The 14,382-nt window shown below is 59.4% G+C and carries 13 protein-coding genes; 1 reads left to right on the plus strand and 12 read right to left on the minus strand.

Translation table 11 applies throughout. The annotated features are described in order from the left end of the window. Positions 1–54 precede the first annotated feature (54 nt). On the minus strand, positions 55–1,119 hold the full coding sequence (locus EXZ61_RS06290; protein WP_142810103.1) for an aspartate-semialdehyde dehydrogenase: 1,065 nt from the start codon (positions 1,117–1,119) through the stop codon (positions 55–57). A gap of 211 nt (positions 1,120–1,330) precedes the next feature. On the opposite strand from EXZ61_RS06290, the gene EXZ61_RS06295 reads away from it, so the two are divergent. Continuing rightward, a complete protein-coding gene (locus tag EXZ61_RS06295) occupies positions 1,331–2,170 on the plus strand; it encodes a LysR substrate-binding domain-containing protein (protein ID WP_168224713.1) in 840 nt (279 codons plus the stop codon). A gap of 25 nt (positions 2,171–2,195) precedes the next feature. On the opposite strand, the gene EXZ61_RS06300 is transcribed toward EXZ61_RS06295, so the two are convergent. The 11 genes from EXZ61_RS06300 to EXZ61_RS06350 all read right to left on the minus strand — a co-directional run bounded on the left by EXZ61_RS06300 (position 2,196) and on the right by EXZ61_RS06350 (position 14,376). After that, positions 2,196–4,073, minus strand: a complete 1,878-nt coding sequence (locus tag EXZ61_RS06300) for a potassium transporter Kup (RefSeq protein ID WP_142810106.1) — start codon at positions 4,071–4,073, stop codon at positions 2,196–2,198. A gap of 79 nt (positions 4,074–4,152) precedes the next feature. Next, entirely contained in the window at positions 4,153–4,839 is a 687-nt protein-coding gene (locus EXZ61_RS06305; protein ID WP_142810109.1) for a response regulator, read from the minus strand. Next, on the minus strand, positions 4,836–6,332 hold the full coding sequence (locus EXZ61_RS06310) for an ATP-binding protein (protein WP_142810111.1): 1,497 nt from the start codon (positions 6,330–6,332) through the stop codon (positions 4,836–4,838). Before EXZ61_RS06310 ends, EXZ61_RS06305 begins: the two co-directional genes overlap by 4 nt. Positions 6,333–6,420: 88 nt before the next feature. Next, positions 6,421–7,047 carry a LysE family translocator gene (locus EXZ61_RS06315; RefSeq protein ID WP_142810114.1) on the minus strand — a complete coding sequence of 209 codons (627 nt, stop codon included), beginning with the start codon at positions 7,045–7,047 and terminating at the stop codon, positions 6,421–6,423. A gap of 113 nt (positions 7,048–7,160) precedes the next feature. Further along, positions 7,161–8,048 carry a 2-hydroxy-3-oxopropionate reductase gene (locus tag EXZ61_RS06320; protein WP_142810117.1) on the minus strand — a complete coding sequence of 296 codons (888 nt, stop codon included), beginning with the start codon at positions 8,046–8,048 and terminating at the stop codon, positions 7,161–7,163. A 147-nt stretch (positions 8,049–8,195) separates the two neighbouring features. After that, positions 8,196–8,978: a 2-dehydro-3-deoxyglucarate aldolase gene (gene garL / locus EXZ61_RS06325; protein ID WP_142810119.1), complete on the minus strand. Its 783-nt coding sequence runs from the start codon at positions 8,976–8,978 to the stop codon at positions 8,196–8,198. Between the two features lie 48 nt (positions 8,979–9,026). After that, positions 9,027–10,622 carry a galactarate dehydratase gene (garD, locus tag EXZ61_RS06330; RefSeq protein WP_142810122.1) on the minus strand — a complete coding sequence of 532 codons (1,596 nt, stop codon included), beginning with the start codon at positions 10,620–10,622 and terminating at the stop codon, positions 9,027–9,029. A 5-nt stretch (positions 10,623–10,627) separates the two neighbouring features. Further along, positions 10,628–11,923, minus strand: coding sequence for a TRAP transporter large permease (locus tag EXZ61_RS06335; RefSeq protein ID WP_142810125.1), 1,296 nt, complete (start codon positions 11,921–11,923; stop codon positions 10,628–10,630). After that, positions 11,914–12,402 (minus strand): TRAP transporter small permease, encoded by a 489-nt coding sequence (locus EXZ61_RS06340; RefSeq protein ID WP_142810127.1) that lies wholly within the window; start codon positions 12,400–12,402, stop codon positions 11,914–11,916. Before EXZ61_RS06340 ends, EXZ61_RS06335 begins: the two co-directional genes overlap by 10 nt. A 62-nt stretch (positions 12,403–12,464) precedes the next feature. Next, the gene (locus EXZ61_RS06345; protein WP_142810130.1) at positions 12,465–13,433 is read right to left on the minus strand and encodes a TRAP transporter substrate-binding protein; all 969 of its coding nucleotides are present in this window, start codon (positions 13,431–13,433) and stop codon (positions 12,465–12,467) included. A gap of 28 nt (positions 13,434–13,461) precedes the next feature. Continuing rightward, positions 13,462–14,376 carry an SMP-30/gluconolactonase/LRE family protein gene (locus EXZ61_RS06350; RefSeq protein ID WP_178084839.1) on the minus strand — a complete coding sequence of 305 codons (915 nt, stop codon included), beginning with the start codon at positions 14,374–14,376 and terminating at the stop codon, positions 13,462–13,464. Positions 14,377–14,382: the final 6 nt, after the last annotated feature.

Below are 14,382 nucleotides of genomic sequence, written 5' to 3' on the forward strand. Positions count from 1 at the left end.
GGCGCGAGACGCCGGTCGGGTCGCTGTGGCTATTGTCCGCTAGGTATTTGTCATTTAGCCACGCGGTGGCGTTGCGCCGCGGGCGATCAAAGCTTCCGCCATTTGCACTGCGTTGAGCGCAGCGCCCTTGCGCACATTGTCTGCTACCACCCAGAGGTTGATACAGTTGGGCGCACTGGGGTCATTGCGTATGCGGGACACATACACGGCGTCTTGGCCCGCTGCGTCTAACTGCGTGGCGTAGCCGCCCAACCGGGGCTCGTCTACCACCACGATACCGGGAGCGGTGCGCAAAATCTCGCGCGCCATCTCGGCGTCCATGGGGCGCTCAAACTCCACGTTGATCGCCTCGGCGTGCCCCACGGTCACCGGTACGCGCACGCATGTGGCCGACACAGCAAGGTTTGGCAAACCCAGAATGCGGCGAGTCTCCACTTCCATCTTCCACTCTTCTTTGGTGCGCCCATCGTCCAAGAACACGTCGATGTGGGGCACCACATTGAAGGCAATCGGCTTGTCTGTTGCCTGCAGGGTGGCAGCGTTGGATTGGCTTTTCAGTGTCTGAATGTCTGTCACGCCAGCTTGGACTTCTGCATGCAGCCTGTCCAGAACTTTGCGCCCCCCACCTGAGGCCGCTTGGTAGGTAGACACCACAATACGACGAATACCTGCGACATCGTGCAAAGGCTTGAGTGCCACCACCATTTGGATGGTGGAACAGTTGGCCACCGGCAATATGCCAGTGGCGCGCCATTCGGGCCTATCAAGTTCTGCAGCGTTAACTTCGGGCACCACCAGGGGTACATCCGGGGCCATGCGAAACGCGGACGAGTTGTCGATGACGATGCAGCCTGCAGCTGCGGCTCCTGGGCTGAGCTCGCGCGAGTTGGCAGCGCCGGTGGACAAAAACAAGAAATCGGTTTGAGAAAAATCAAATGAGGCCAAGTCTTGCACGGGCACGTCGTCGCCTTTAAACCGCACACTGCGCCCCGCAGCTACGGATGCGGCCGACGCCAAGGGCACAAACGAGGCAACAGGGAAGTTGCGCTGCTCTAGCATTCTGACCATTTCCTGGCCTACGTTGCCGGTGGCTCCACCGACTGCTACTGCATATGACATGACAAACGCCTAGAAAAAAGAGTTGTGTAGATGGGTACGCAAACCACCACGGTTGGCAGCCTGAGTGCTGCCGCTGTGGTCTGCTGATTGGTTGTCCAATGTAGGTGCTAGCGGCGCATTGACCTAGGCGCTCAGCAGGCGATATGCTGTACGCATGACGCACAGCTCGCTCCAAAAACTTCCGCCCATAGATAGCCTGTTGGCGGGTCTAATGGCCCATAAAACAGGTTCTTTCTCTGCCGCAGCGCTAGAACTGGGGGTGACCCACGCGGCCATCAGTCGGCGGGTGGATGTGTTGGAGAATTGGGCTGGCCAGAAGATTTTTCAACGCCAAGCCAGAGGGGTGCTGGTCAATGAGGTAGGGCAGCGCATCTTGGCGCGCATCGAGCATGCCCTCGCGCAATTGGATTCGTTAGCAGGTAGCGCAGAGCGCCAGACCAGTGTGCCAGAGGTGCGCATTTCGGTCACGCCGTCGTTTGCCCGGTACTGGCTCATTCCACGCCTGGTACACATTGAAGACACGCCGGCGCGCTTGCGCATGCAGGTGCAAACCGATTGGCGCCATGCGGACTTGGTGAACGGTGAAACCGACTTGGTGGTGCGTTATGGCTTGGGCAACTGGGGCATTGGTGTGGAGCAAAAAATGTTCAATGAAACGCTTTGCCCCGTGGTGTCTGCGCGACTGCTGACGTCCGGAATAGCTGGCAATGCGCAAGCGGTGGCCAAGTTGCCTCTGCTGCATGTGGCGGACAGCGCAGGTTGGCGTGCCTGGGCCAAGCGCTACGTGCCGCGCTGGCGACAAAAAGAGGCGGATCGCAGCTTTTCCGACTATGGCCAATGCCTAGAGGCTGCGCAGCATGGCCTCGGGGTCGCCTTGTGGAACCGCGCGATGCACGGCCCACAAAGCCTAGGCGAGGGCCTCGTGGTGTTGGAGGGTTTTGATGTGCCTAACCCACTCGCCCACTATTTGATTCGCAGGCACGCGCCATTGGACGCACCCCCCAACGTCGCCGCGCAGCGCCTTTTAGCTTTGTGTGCAGAGGGCGCTTAGCGCTGTACCGACGTCCCAATGTGTCCTATATTTGTACCCGCGTGCCCAATTCAACGACACAGTTGTTGGGCAACTTAAAGAAGCCAGCGACACTGCCCGAGTTGCGGGCCATCAGCGCAAAGAACGACTCACGCCAGTGTCCCATGCCATGGCCTTTGGTGGGCACCACGATTTCTCGGCTTAAGAAGTAAGAGGTCTCAAAGAGGTTAATCGACAGCCCTTGTGCTTTGCACAGCTCCAGTGCTTTGGGTACATCTGGGGTGTTCTTGAAGCCGTAGTTGATTTGTACTTTCCAGAACCCTGGAACCAACGCTTCTAGTTGAACCCGCTCGTCAAAGGCAATCCAAGGCACGTCGTGAAAGACGACCGTCACAATGAGATTGCGCTCATGCAGCACCTGGTTGTGCTTGAGGTTGTGCATCAAGGCCTGGGGCACGGTGCTGGGGTTGGCCACAGCGTAGACCGCGGTACGTGACACCCGATGGATGCTGTCGTGCGACAACGCGGTGATGAACGGCAAGAGTTGGGGGTCGTCTTGGCGGATGCTTTCAATCAACAGCTCACGGCCTCGGCGCCATGTAGCCATGATGGTGAATATGCCCAAACCCAGCACCAGGGGGAACCAGCCACCTTGGAAGAATTTGAGCGAACAGGCAATCACCAAAAATCCATCCAAGGTCAGGAATACGGTGGTCGCCACGATGGCGACGGGTAAGGGCAGTTTCCATCCTTGGCGGATGACAAAAAAGGTCAGCAGCGTGGTGATCAACATGGTGATGGTGACCGCTATACCGTACGCAGCGGCCATCGCAGAAGAGCTGCCAAAACCCACCATGGCAAGCAGAACCGCCACCAACAAGACCCAGTTGACTTCAGGCATGTAAATCTGGCCCGCCTCTTTGGCCGAAGTGAAATGCACCGCCATTCTGGGGAGTAGCCCGAGTTGCACCGCTTGCTTTGTCATGGAAAAGGCGCCAGATATCACGGCTTGCGATGCAATGACCGTAGCCAGCGTGGCCAGCACGACGGCGGGCAGCAGCAAAGCTGGGGGGAACAGGTAGAAGAAGGGGTTGTCGACCGCTTCAGGCTGGCGCATGAGCAAAGCGCCTTGGCCCATGTAATTCAGAGCCAATGCAGGCAATACAAATGTCGTCCACGCGAACTGAATAGGGCGCTTACCGAAATGTCCCATATCGGCGTACAAGGCCTCAGCGCCCGTAAGCGCCAGCACGATGGAGCCGACCACTACAAACACGTGCCACCCTTGTTGGCTCAAGAAACGTACTGCGTGCCAAGGGTTGAGTGCGGTCAGAATGACGGGCTCTTGCATGATTTGGTTGATGCCAGCGACCGCCAGCACCACAAACCACACGCCAATGACGGGGCCAAATATCTTGCCGACCACCGCTGTGCCAAAGCGTTGCATCGCAAACAGACTGATCAGCACTGCCGCGCAGATGGGCAACACGTAAGGTTTAAACGCCGGCGTTACCACTTCCAAGCCCTCGACCGCACTGAGCACGGAGATTGCCGGGGTGATCACACTATCACCATAAAACAGTGCTGCTCCGAATACGCCTAAGAGCAAAAGCGCAGTGCGGCGCTTGCCGGTATCACCTGCCGCCTTGGCAGCCAAGGCCGTCAGCGCCATGATGCCGCCTTCCCCCCGGTTGTCGGCCCGCAAGATGAGCAGCACGTATTTCAGGGTCACCACCATCATCAGACCCCAGAAAATGACCGATACCGCGCCAATCAAGTTGGCCGGGTCTAGGTTGATGTGGCTGCTGGGTCCAAAGACCTCTTTCATGGTGTACAGAGGGCTGGTGCCAATGTCACCGTACACCACTCCTAAGGCACCCAGGGTGAGGGCTGCCATGCTTTCTCTGTGACTATGCTTTGCCATACGTTCTAACGGTTGTTACACACACCCTCACTGTGCCAAGGGTCGCGTTAGGAACGCATAAGTGCCCCGCCCAGAAGTGTTAGTGGGTTGCAAGTAGGTAGCCTACGCCCGTCTCCGTCAAAAGGTGACGCGGCTCAGCGGGTGTTGCTTCGATCTTGGCGCGCAGTTGGCCCATATACAAGCGCAGGTAATGGGTGTGCTCGGTGTACTCAGTCCCCCACACGTCCGCAAGGAGTTGGTGATGGGTGACCACGCGTCCAGCGCTGCGCACCAGCCTTGCCAAAAGCTTGAATTCGGTGGGTGTCAAATGAATAGTTTGCCCTTGGGCCTGTACTTGGCGAAGTGCTAGGTCTATGGATAAATCATCAACCACATGGTGGGTAACGGCGGCGGCTAGGCTGGTACCTCGATGCCGCAAGGCCACACGCATGCGGGCCAAAAGCTCCGCAACACTATATGGCTTGGTGAGGTAATCGTCCGCACCCGCGTCCAGGAGTTCTATCTTTTGGGTCTCTTGGTGTCGAGCCGACACCACGACGATAGGCAGGTTCGAGCGTTTGCGCACTTCACGAAGCAAGGCAATACCGTCCCCATCGGGCAGCCCTAAATCGAGCACGATCAAATCAGGCAGCGCATGTTGCACCATGGCGCGTGCCTCGCTGAGTGAGACCGCCGTTTGGATGTCAAAGCCTTCTAGACTGAGGCTGGTTTGCATCAGCGAGCGTATTTCCCGGTCGTCTTCGACCACCAAGACCTGCAGACTCATACAAGCGTCTCCTCCGCCATCTCTGGCGCGATACCCAGTGGCATGGTGAATACAAAGGTGTTGCCGGTGTGGGCCCTGCGTCGCAAGCCCAAGGTGCCACCATGCGCTTGGGCAATAGCCTTGCACAGTGCAAGCCCCAAGCCCGTGCCGCGCTGGCCCGATTGGTCATTGCGCGAGTAAGGCTCAAAGATAGCCTGGTACTTTTCTGGGGGAATGCACGGGCCTCGGTCTTTCACCAAAAGCACCAAGTTGCCTGCATCGGCTGCCACCACGAGTTCAATGGTTTGGTCGCTGTACTTCAGCGCGTTTTCCAATAAGTTGGAGATGAGTTGCGCTAGCAGCACCGCATCGGCCTGTACCAAGGGGATACCGGGGGCAACCGTGCAGTGGATGCGGCGCGTGGTGTCTTGTGCGCGAATGCGTGTGAGCACTGCGCCCACCACTTCCTCCATAGACTGCCAGTCTTTGCGAATGGCCTTGGGTGCATTTTCGAGCTGGAGTAGCTGCAGCGTGTTTTCTGACACTTGGTTGAGGTAACGGGCTTCCCTCACGATGGCTTCTAGCAAGCGGTCTTTTCCAGCTTGTGAGAGTTTGTGGTACTGCGTTTGCAAGGCACTGGCCGAACCTACCAAAGCCGCTAAAGGGGTGCGCAGGTCATGTGAAATAGCCGCGACATACGTGCTTTGTATTTGTTGTCGGTCAGCCTGGGTCTTTGCTTGCAGCAGTGTGGTCTGCATTTGCAGCCTATGTAGCGCCTGTGCGATCAAGGCGCACAGGGCTTGCGCATGCGCGCGGCCAGGTGAATCTGCTGCTAAGGCGGGAGCTATACGCGCAGCGCCTTGCAGTGTCTCGTGCGCAAACAGAGGTATGAACCAAGCGTCCAACCCGGGCCAGCGACCCGTTCCCGGGCCAAGCACGGCCTTTTCGCGCATACAGCAGCGCAAACCGTCCATGTCATGGACGCTTATTTCGCTGGGAATTGCAAGCTCACCTTGCTCAGTGCAAACCAAGAGGGTATTGGTGCCTGTAAATGCTTGGTCAAGCGAACGGATACCCTCTGCAATCACCTCCTCTTGGCTCTCGGTGTTCGACAGCACTTGCGCAAGCGTTTGAAGTTGCAGCGCCCGAGTCTCGTTTATGCGTGCTGCAAACGTCTCATCACGTAGCTTGGCTACTAGATGGTTGACCAGCAAGGCTACTAGCAACATGGCGCCCACGGTCAGTAAATGGTCGTGGCTGGCCACCTCGAAGGTCCAACGTGGCGGTACAAAGAAGAAATTGAACGCACCTACCGCACCCACAGCACAAGCGACGGACTGTTCCCAGCGCAGCGCGTAGGCTGCGAACACTACCGCCAACACGTACACCATGGCCTGGTTCGTCAATGAGGTGTGGGTGTCTGCTAAGAAACCTATGGCTGTCGCACCTCCCAAAATGAGCAGAGCTGCGAGCCAGCGCTGTGTGTTTAAAGAGATTAAGCGGGAAGTACTCATTGGCGTTTGCATCGTGCGCAAAGCGTAGCACTTGGCGCGTTAGGATCGCATCAGGACGCAGGCCTGATGCACCCCAGGCCCCCCGCAGTTAACGCTGTACCGTCGCCAAACGCACGGCCAAGCCAACGAACACCACGCTGGCCACGCGGTTGAGCACTTGCTGCGCTTTGGTGGAGCTTTGCAGCAAACGGCCAAAGCTGGCGGCAAAGAAGGCAATGCTGCCAAAAGTGCACAAGGTTGCGGCAATGAACAAGCCGCCCAGCGCCAAAATTTGCAATGCCACATCGCCTTGTGCAGGGTTGGCAAACTGGGGCAAAAACGCCAAGAAAAAGATGGCGACTTTGGGGTTGGTGATGTTCATCACCACACCGCGCAGGTAGGTTTGGCGGTCCGTTAAGGCACCTGATGACTGGGCGCTCAACGGGCCCACGGGTGCCTTCCATGCTTGCCAAGCCAGGTACACCAAGTAAGCCGCGCCGCACAGCTTGAGCACCGTAAACGCGCTGCTAGACGCCGCAAACAGCGCGGCCAGTCCCAGCGCTACCGCCGCCGTGTGCAACAGCAAGCCGGTGCACAAGCCCAGCACCACCACAAACCCCGCGCGCTTGCCGTGCACCGCAGAGTGCAAGAGCACAAACACATTGTCTGGTCCGGGCGTGAGGCCGAGTACGACAGAGGTGGCGAAGAAGGTCAGGGCGATGTCTAAAGTGGGCATGGCGGATTTGCTTACTGTGATGGGGTCGCCATTATGGAGGGCGGCGCTTTGGAGGGAAGCGTTGCCCCGCTCTCACCGGAGCCCGTCGTCACCGGCTGTGGAGGCTCCTGGGCTCAAGCCTTTGCCACTTCGTGCGCGCCCATGATCTCCAAAGCACGCACCAAGGCAGAGTGATCTAGCCCTGCCATGTCATGGGCGGCACACACTTGCATGAGCTGGGCAGCGCCTGCCGTCTGTGGCAAGGCCAGGCCCATGGCCTTGGCACCGCTTAAGGCCAGGTTGAGATCCTTTTGGTGCAGGCTGATGCGAAAGCCCGGGTTGAAGGTGCGCTTGACCATGCGCTCGCCATGCACTTCCAGAATACGCGATGCGGCAAAACCCCCCATGAGCGCCTGGCGCACCTTGGCGGGGTCGGCACCGGCCTTGCTGGCGAACAGTAGGGCCTCGCCCACCGCCGCAATGTTCAGCGCCACGATGATCTGGTTGGCCACCTTGCAGGTCTGTCCATCTCCGTTGCCACCCACCAGGGTGATGTTTTTGCCCATCAGCTGCAGCAGGGGCAGCACGGCATTGAACGTGGCTTCTTGTGCACCCACCATGATGGTCAGGCTGGCAGCCTTGGCACCCACTTCGCCGCCAGAGACCGGGGCATCCATGTACTGACACGCCAGCGCATTGATCTTGGCTGCAAAGGCTTTGGTCTCCATGGGCGAGATGGAGCTCATGTCCACCACCGTTTTGCCAGCGCTCAAACCACCTGCCACGCCGTTGGCGCCAAAGAGCACCAGCTCCACATCTGGCGTGTCGGGCAGCATGAGAAAAATGATGTCGGCTTTTTGCGCCACCTCTTTGGCGCTGGCGCAGGCATGACCGCCAGCCTCTAGCAACTGGGCCGGTACTGCGCCGCGTGTGTTCAAGTAAACAGTGTGCCCAGCGGCAAGGAGGTGGCCCGCCATAGGCGCGCCCATGATGCCAAGTCCGATAAATCCGAGAGTAGTCATAGTGTTGGAGTGAAAAAGTGTGAAAGAAATAGTTCAACCGAAGTGATGGGGTGGCAGTGCGTTCTGCGAAGGTCAAGGAGGAGCCCGCAGGGCGGGGGACACGCAGCAGAACGCGCTGCCGCCCAGTCTCCTTACCGCCAAAAGTGGTTAACTAAGGTACCGGTCCCGCAAAGCCTGCGTAGCATTGCGAAACACCCCCAGGTCGCTGCCTACCGCCACAAAGGTCGCGCCCATGTCCATGTAGCGGCGCGCATCCGCTTCGACAGGCGCCAGAATGCCGGTGGGCTTGCCTTGCGCCTTGGCCTGGGCGAACACGCTGGCAATCGCTTCTTGCACTTCGGGATGGTTGGCATTGCCCAGATGCCCGTAACCGGCCGCCAGGTCGGAGGGGCCTACAAAAATGCAGTCCACACCCGGCACAGCAGCAATCTCTGCCGTGGCGGCCACCGCTTGGCGGCTCTCAATCTGAACGGCTACGCACATGTGTTGGTTGGCCTCCTGAAAGTAGTTAGCCACCGTGCCATAGCGGTTGCTGCGCTGGGCCACCGACACACCACGCATGCCCTCGGGCGGGTAACGGGTGGCGGCAACGGCCTGGCGTGCTTCGTCTGCAGATTCCACGAAGGGCACCAGAAAGTTGTAAAAGCCGGCGTCCAGCAGGCGCTTGATCTCAATGGCGTTATTGCTAGTGGGGCGAACGAACGGCGCACTTACGCTGTCTTTGAGTGCCATCAACTGCGGAACAAAGGTAATCACATCATTGGGGGAATGTTCGCCGTCCAGCAAAATCCAGTCAAAACCAGCCACGCCCAGAACCTCGGCGGTGATGGGGCTGGCCAAGGATGCCCAGCAGCCGATCAGTCGTTTGCCTGCCAGCAGATCGATTTTGAATTGATTGGGAAAGGGGCGGTAAGGGGTGGGGTAGGTCATGGTGGAGCCTTGGATCAATCGATGGAGTGAGGGCGCAATCCGTGCGGTTCAGGTAATGGGGGCGGGGTTGAACAACACCAGTGCGTTGTGCAGCTTCCAGTGTTCAGCCCAGGTTTTTTTGCGGCCGCTGGCCACTTCCAACATCAGGTGGAACAGCTCCCAGCCCACGTCGGCAATGCTGGCGTTTCCATCGGCGATGGTTCCTGCGTTCACGTCCATGAGGTCGTGCCAGCGGCGGGCCAGATCGGTGCGGGTCGCCACCTTGATGACGGGAACTTCGGCCAGCCCGTAAGGGGTGCCGCGACCCGTGGTAAACACATGCAGGTTCATGCCGGCGGCCAGCTGCAAAGTGCCGCAAATAAAGTCGCTGGCCGGAGTGGCGGCGTAGTGCAAGCCTTTGTGCTGCAGCTTTTCGCCGGGCGACAGCACACCGCTGATAGGCGCGGTGCCAGACTTGATGATGGAGCCCATGGCTTTCTCCACAATGTTGGAGAGGCCGCCGGCCTTGTTGCCGGGGGTCGTGTTGGCACTGCGGTCCGCCTGGCCACGGCCCAGGTAGGCGTCGTACCAGGCCATCTCGCGGGCCATGGCGTCGGCAATCTCAGGGGTGGTGGCGCGGGCGGTCATTTGCTCAATGGCGTCTCGTACTTCGGTAGTTTCCGAAAACATCACGGTGGCACCGGCGCGCACCAGCAGGTCAGTGCAAAAGCCCACGGCCGGGTTGGCGGTCACGCCAGAGAATGCGTCGCTGCCGCCGCACTGCACGCCAACGACCAGCTCGCTGGCAGGAATGGTTTCGCGGCGGCGGGCGTTCAGGCGCTCCAGGTGGGGTACCGCAGACGCCAGCACCGAATCAATCATGCTCATGAAGCCCACATGCTGTTCGGCTTGCAGGCACACCACATCGAGTTCAGGCGTGTTGTGGGGGGTATTTTGGCCACTTGCGGCCGTGCCTATTGCGTGAGCAGCTACTGTTTGTATAGCAATACTGCCTGCCGGGAACAAGCGCTCGGGTTGCAGCTTTTCGCAGCCCAAGCTCACCACCATCACTTCGCCCCCAAAGTTGGGGTTCTTGGAGATGTTGCGCAGCGTGCGGATGGGGATGATGGCATCGGGTGCGTCAATGGCCACACCGCAGCCATAGGCGTGCTCCAGGCCAATCACGTCATCTACGTGCGGGTAACGCGGCAGCAATTCCGCCTTGATGCGCTGCACCGCAAAGTCCACCACACCGGCTACGCACTGCACGGTGGTGGTAATGGCCAGAATATTGCGCGTGCCCACCGAGCCATCGGCGTTGCGGTAGCCCTCGAAGGTGTAGCCCTCCAGCGGCTCGGCATTCCACGCCGGGGCGGTGGACTTTGGCAGCTCGGACAGCGAGCGCGCTTCAGGCATATGCAGCAGACGCTCGTGCACCCAGCTGCCTGCTGGTATGTCGTTCTGCGCATAGCCAATGGCCACGTTGTAGCGCAGCACGGCAGCACCTTTGGCAATCGCCGCTAGTGCCACCTTGTGGCCTTGCGGCACGCGGTCCACCAGTATCAGTCCATCGGGTAGCACGGTTCCGGCGGCCAGACCACCATCGTTGGCCACGATGGCGACGTTGTCGGCCGCATGCATGCGGATGGTGAGAGGCGCTGCCATATTGCTTAGTGACCCAAGACCATCGTGGGCAGCCACAAAGAGAACGCTGGCACGTAGGTGACCAACATCATGCAGGCCAGCAAGGCGCCGTAGAACGGCAGGATGGAGCGCATGACTTCACCCACGGAGATACCGCCTATTGCGCACCCTACGGCTTGCGTGGTACCCACCGGAGGGGTGTTGAGGCCCAGCGCGCAATTGATCAGAATCACCACGCCGAACTGGGTGGGGTCCATGCCGAACTTTTGCGCAATGGGCAGAAAGATGGGCGTGCAGATCAGCAGGGTGGGGGCCATGTCCAGGAAAGTGCCCAGCACGAACAAGGCGATGTTGATCATCAGGAAAATCATCCAGGGGTTCTGGGTCACCGTGCTCATCAACTCACCGGTGCGCTCGGGCACTTCGTACATGGCAAGGAAGTAGCCGAATGCATTTGAGATGCCGATCAGGAACAGCACCACACCCGTGGTCTTGCACGCCTTGGCGCACGACTTGATGAAGTCATTCCAAGACAGCGAGCGGTAAGCTACTGCGGTGATCAGCAGAGCCCACAGCACGGCAGTCGCTGCCGACTCGGTGGCGGTGAACACGCCCGACAAGATGCCCACCAGGATGATTCCCACAATCAGCAAGCCCGGCAGCGCAGCGACAAAGCTATTGAAAACCTCTCCCCAGCCTTGGAAGGCACCCCGTGTCGGGTACCCGCGTTGGATGGCCACGCCGTAGGCTGCGAGCAGGTTCAAGCCGGTCAGCAGCAGGGCGGGTACCACGCAGGCCAAGATCATTCCAAGCACACTCACCGACGCAATGCCAGCGGTGGCCAGTGTGTAAAGAATCAGGTTGTGGCTGGTCGGCATCAGTGCACCCACCAGGGAGGCGTGGGTGGTCACGTTCACCGCGTAGTCGGTGTCGTAGCCCTCCTTTTTCATCAGGGGAATCATGACCGAGCCCATGGCGGACACGTCGGCCACCGGTGATCCGGCCACACCGCCGAACAAGGTACATCCCAATACGTTGGACATGCCCAAACCACCACGCACGTGGCCCACCAGGCTGTTGGCAAAGCGCACGATGCGCTGGGCAATGCCGCCATGCAGCATTAGTTCACCGGCAAACACGAAGAAGGGAATCGCCAGAAAGGAGAACACCTGCATGCCCCCCACCATCTTCTGGAACACCACGGCGACCGGTAAGCCGGCAGCAATGATGGTAGCCACCGATGACAGGCCCACGGCAAAGCCCACAGGCACGCCGATCAGCAACAGCAAGCCGAAGCTCACACCCAAAATAGTCAGTTCCATGACGGCACCACTTCCTTGCCCTGCACGAGGGCAATCACATGTTCAATCGTAAAGAGCACCACCAACACGCCGGCGATGATGAGGGGTACGTAGTCCATGCTGGAGGGAATGGGCAGCATGGGCTTCTGGTCGTTCCACTTCAGGGCGGCCCAGATATAGCCGTTGTAGGCCATCAGCGCGCCGAAAATGCCCACAAGCACATGGATCACGATTTCCAGCTTCAAACGCAGGCTGTCGGGGAGCAAGCTGATGATGGAATCCATGCCGATGTGGCCCGCGTCGCGCACGCCCACGGCCACGCCCAGCGCGGTGATGTAGAGCACAAGCAGCAGGGCCAAAGCCTCGGCCCAGGTGGGCGTGTCGTTGAACACATAGCGCCCGATGACCTGGTATTGCACGCAGGCGATCAACACGATGAGGCCCGCCACCGCAAGCATCAGACTGAGCTTGGACAGGGTGGCACAGAAGCGGGTGTACATAAAAGCTCCAGTGAAAAATGGACGCCTCCCGGCGCTGTGCCAGGAGGTCGCGAGGTCGCCGCTTACTTCGTGTCTTGCACGGCCTTCACCAAGCGCTTGAGGTCAGGGGTATTGGCAAACTTGTCGTACACCGGGCCCATGACGTCCTGGAAGGACTTTTTGTCCACTTCCACAATCTCTGTGCCGGCGGCTTTCACCATCTCAAACTCTTTCTTCTCGTAGGCAGCCCAGGCTTGGCGGTTGAAGGCGATAGACGCCTTGGCGGCCGCGCGCACTTGGTCTTGCTCGCCCTTAGGCAGCTTGTCCCATGAGATTTTGGAGAACAAGAGCACCTCAGGCGCCATGGAGTGCTCGGTCTTGTTGTAGTACTTCGCGGCCTCAAAATGGCGGAAGCCGGAGCCGTAAGACGGGTAGTTGTTCTCAGCCGCGTCTACCAAGCCCGTCTTCAGGGCTGTGAGCACTTCGCCAGCGGGCATGGGGGTGGGGTTGGCACCCATGGCACCGGCCACGGCCACCCACAGGTCGGACTGTTGCACGCGGATTTTCATGCCCTTGGTGTCGGCAACGGACTTCACGGGTTTCTTGCTGTAAATGGAGCGTGAGCCGGAGTCGTAGTAAGCCAGCAGCACAAAGCCTGCGGCTTCACAGTCCTTGGCGATTTCTTCCCCAATCGGGCCGTCCAGCACTTTGTGCAAATGTTCTACCGAGCGGAACAAGAAAGGCAGCACCGGGATGTTGGTCTTGGCACACACCGAGTTCATAGGGCTGATGTTGACGCGCACCATGTCCAGCGCGCCGATCTTCACCTGGTCGATGGTTTCTTTCTCGGTGCCTAAAGCGCCCTTGTTGAACACTTTGATGCTGTGCTTGCCGCCCGAGGTCTTCTTGAGCTCTTCACTCATGAATTTGACGGCGGTCACGGTGGGGTAGTCGTCCGAGTTGTGGATGTCGGCAGACTTGAATTCGGTAGCGTGGGCTGCCAAGCTCAATGCGGCCACTGCAGCGGCCAAGACGGTGGGTACGAGTTTCATGCGTGTCTCCTCTAGGGGAATAGTTGATTTAACGGACGGGAAAACGGGAAAACAGTGGTTCGGGCAGGCCCTGTACGCCGGGCTCTAGCACCAGCAGGGCACCGTCGAGCGAAGCGTCGAATCCTTGGGTGGGCGCTGCGGGTTGCAGAGATGTCACAAACAGGTGGCGTAGCTCTGGACCACCGAACGCGCATTTGGTGGGTTTGCTCATGGGCAGCGCAATGGATTGCAGCAACTCGCCTTGCGGGCTGAATTGGTGGAGCTGGCCCGCGTCAATGCCGCAAATCCAGTAGCAACCGTCAGCATCCACGGCCGCACCATCCGGGCGTCCCGGGTGCTCTGCCATGTTGACCCACTCCACCTGAGGGCCCCAGCTTCCATCGGTGCCATTGAAGCTGTGCTGCCAAATCTTCAGGCGCGTGGGGTGTGAGTCAGACAGATAGGCGGTGTTGCCCTCAGGGCTAAATGCCATTCCGTTGGGCGTGATGTAGCCCTGCAGCAATGGGCCACGCAAGCCGTTTTCGTCAAAACAGTAAATGCCACCTGCGGGGCTTGCCAAGCGCATGTCTTGCACCATGGTGCCCGCCCAGAAGCGGCCTTGCGCGTCGCAGCGGCCGTCGTTGAAGCGCATATTGGCTTGGGGGTGTGCAACCGTTGCCAAGCGCGTGACCTGTGCTGTTGGCGCATCGGTGAGGGCCAGTTCAAAGATCCCCGATTCCATGGCGGCAATCACCGTGCCCCGGGTGCTCATCGCGATACAGCCCACACGCTCGGGGACGCTCCAACTGGCCTGTTGGCGACTCGCCCAATCGAGGCGATGGATGCGCTGGCCTTCAATGTCTACCCAAAACAACGCTTGGGTCGCCACATGCCACACAGGGCACTCGCCCACTGTGTCGCGGGTGGTGCTGGCAAGGTGCCAAGGGGTTGATGTTGGATTCACCCGGTG

Origin of the sequence: Rhodoferax aquaticus, assembly GCF_006974105.1 — a bacterium.
GTDB classification, from domain to species: Bacteria; Pseudomonadota; Gammaproteobacteria; order Burkholderiales; family Burkholderiaceae_C; genus Allorhodoferax; species Allorhodoferax aquaticus_A.

What these genes read in the sequence shown, in the direction of transcription:
- EXZ61_RS06290 (WP_142810103.1), bottom strand. Translation starts at nt 1,119, where the DNA reads ATGTCATATGCAGTAGCAGTCGGTGGAGCCACCGGCAACGTAGGCCAG.
- EXZ61_RS06295 (WP_168224713.1), top strand. Translation starts at nt 1,331, where the DNA reads ATGGCCCATAAAACAGGTTCTTTCTCTGCCGCAGCGCTAGAACTGGGG.
- EXZ61_RS06300 (WP_142810106.1), bottom strand. Translation starts at nt 4,073, where the DNA reads ATGGCAAAGCATAGTCACAGAGAAAGCATGGCAGCCCTCACCCTGGGT.
- EXZ61_RS06305 (WP_142810109.1), bottom strand. Translation starts at nt 4,839, where the DNA reads ATGAGTCTGCAGGTCTTGGTGGTCGAAGACGACCGGGAAATACGCTCG.
- EXZ61_RS06310 (WP_142810111.1), bottom strand. Translation starts at nt 6,332, where the DNA reads ATGAGTACTTCCCGCTTAATCTCTTTAAACACACAGCGCTGGCTCGCA.
- EXZ61_RS06315 (WP_142810114.1), bottom strand. Translation starts at nt 7,047, where the DNA reads ATGCCCACTTTAGACATCGCCCTGACCTTCTTCGCCACCTCTGTCGTA.
- EXZ61_RS06320 (WP_142810117.1), bottom strand. Translation starts at nt 8,048, where the DNA reads ATGACTACTCTCGGATTTATCGGACTTGGCATCATGGGCGCGCCTATG.
- garL (WP_142810119.1), bottom strand. Translation starts at nt 8,978, where the DNA reads ATGACCTACCCCACCCCTTACCGCCCCTTTCCCAATCAATTCAAAATC.
- garD (WP_142810122.1), bottom strand. Translation starts at nt 10,622, where the DNA reads ATGGCAGCGCCTCTCACCATCCGCATGCATGCGGCCGACAACGTCGCC.
- EXZ61_RS06335 (WP_142810125.1), bottom strand. Translation starts at nt 11,923, where the DNA reads ATGGAACTGACTATTTTGGGTGTGAGCTTCGGCTTGCTGTTGCTGATC.
- EXZ61_RS06340 (WP_142810127.1), bottom strand. Translation starts at nt 12,402, where the DNA reads ATGTACACCCGCTTCTGTGCCACCCTGTCCAAGCTCAGTCTGATGCTT.
- EXZ61_RS06345 (WP_142810130.1), bottom strand. Translation starts at nt 13,433, where the DNA reads ATGAAACTCGTACCCACCGTCTTGGCCGCTGCAGTGGCCGCATTGAGC.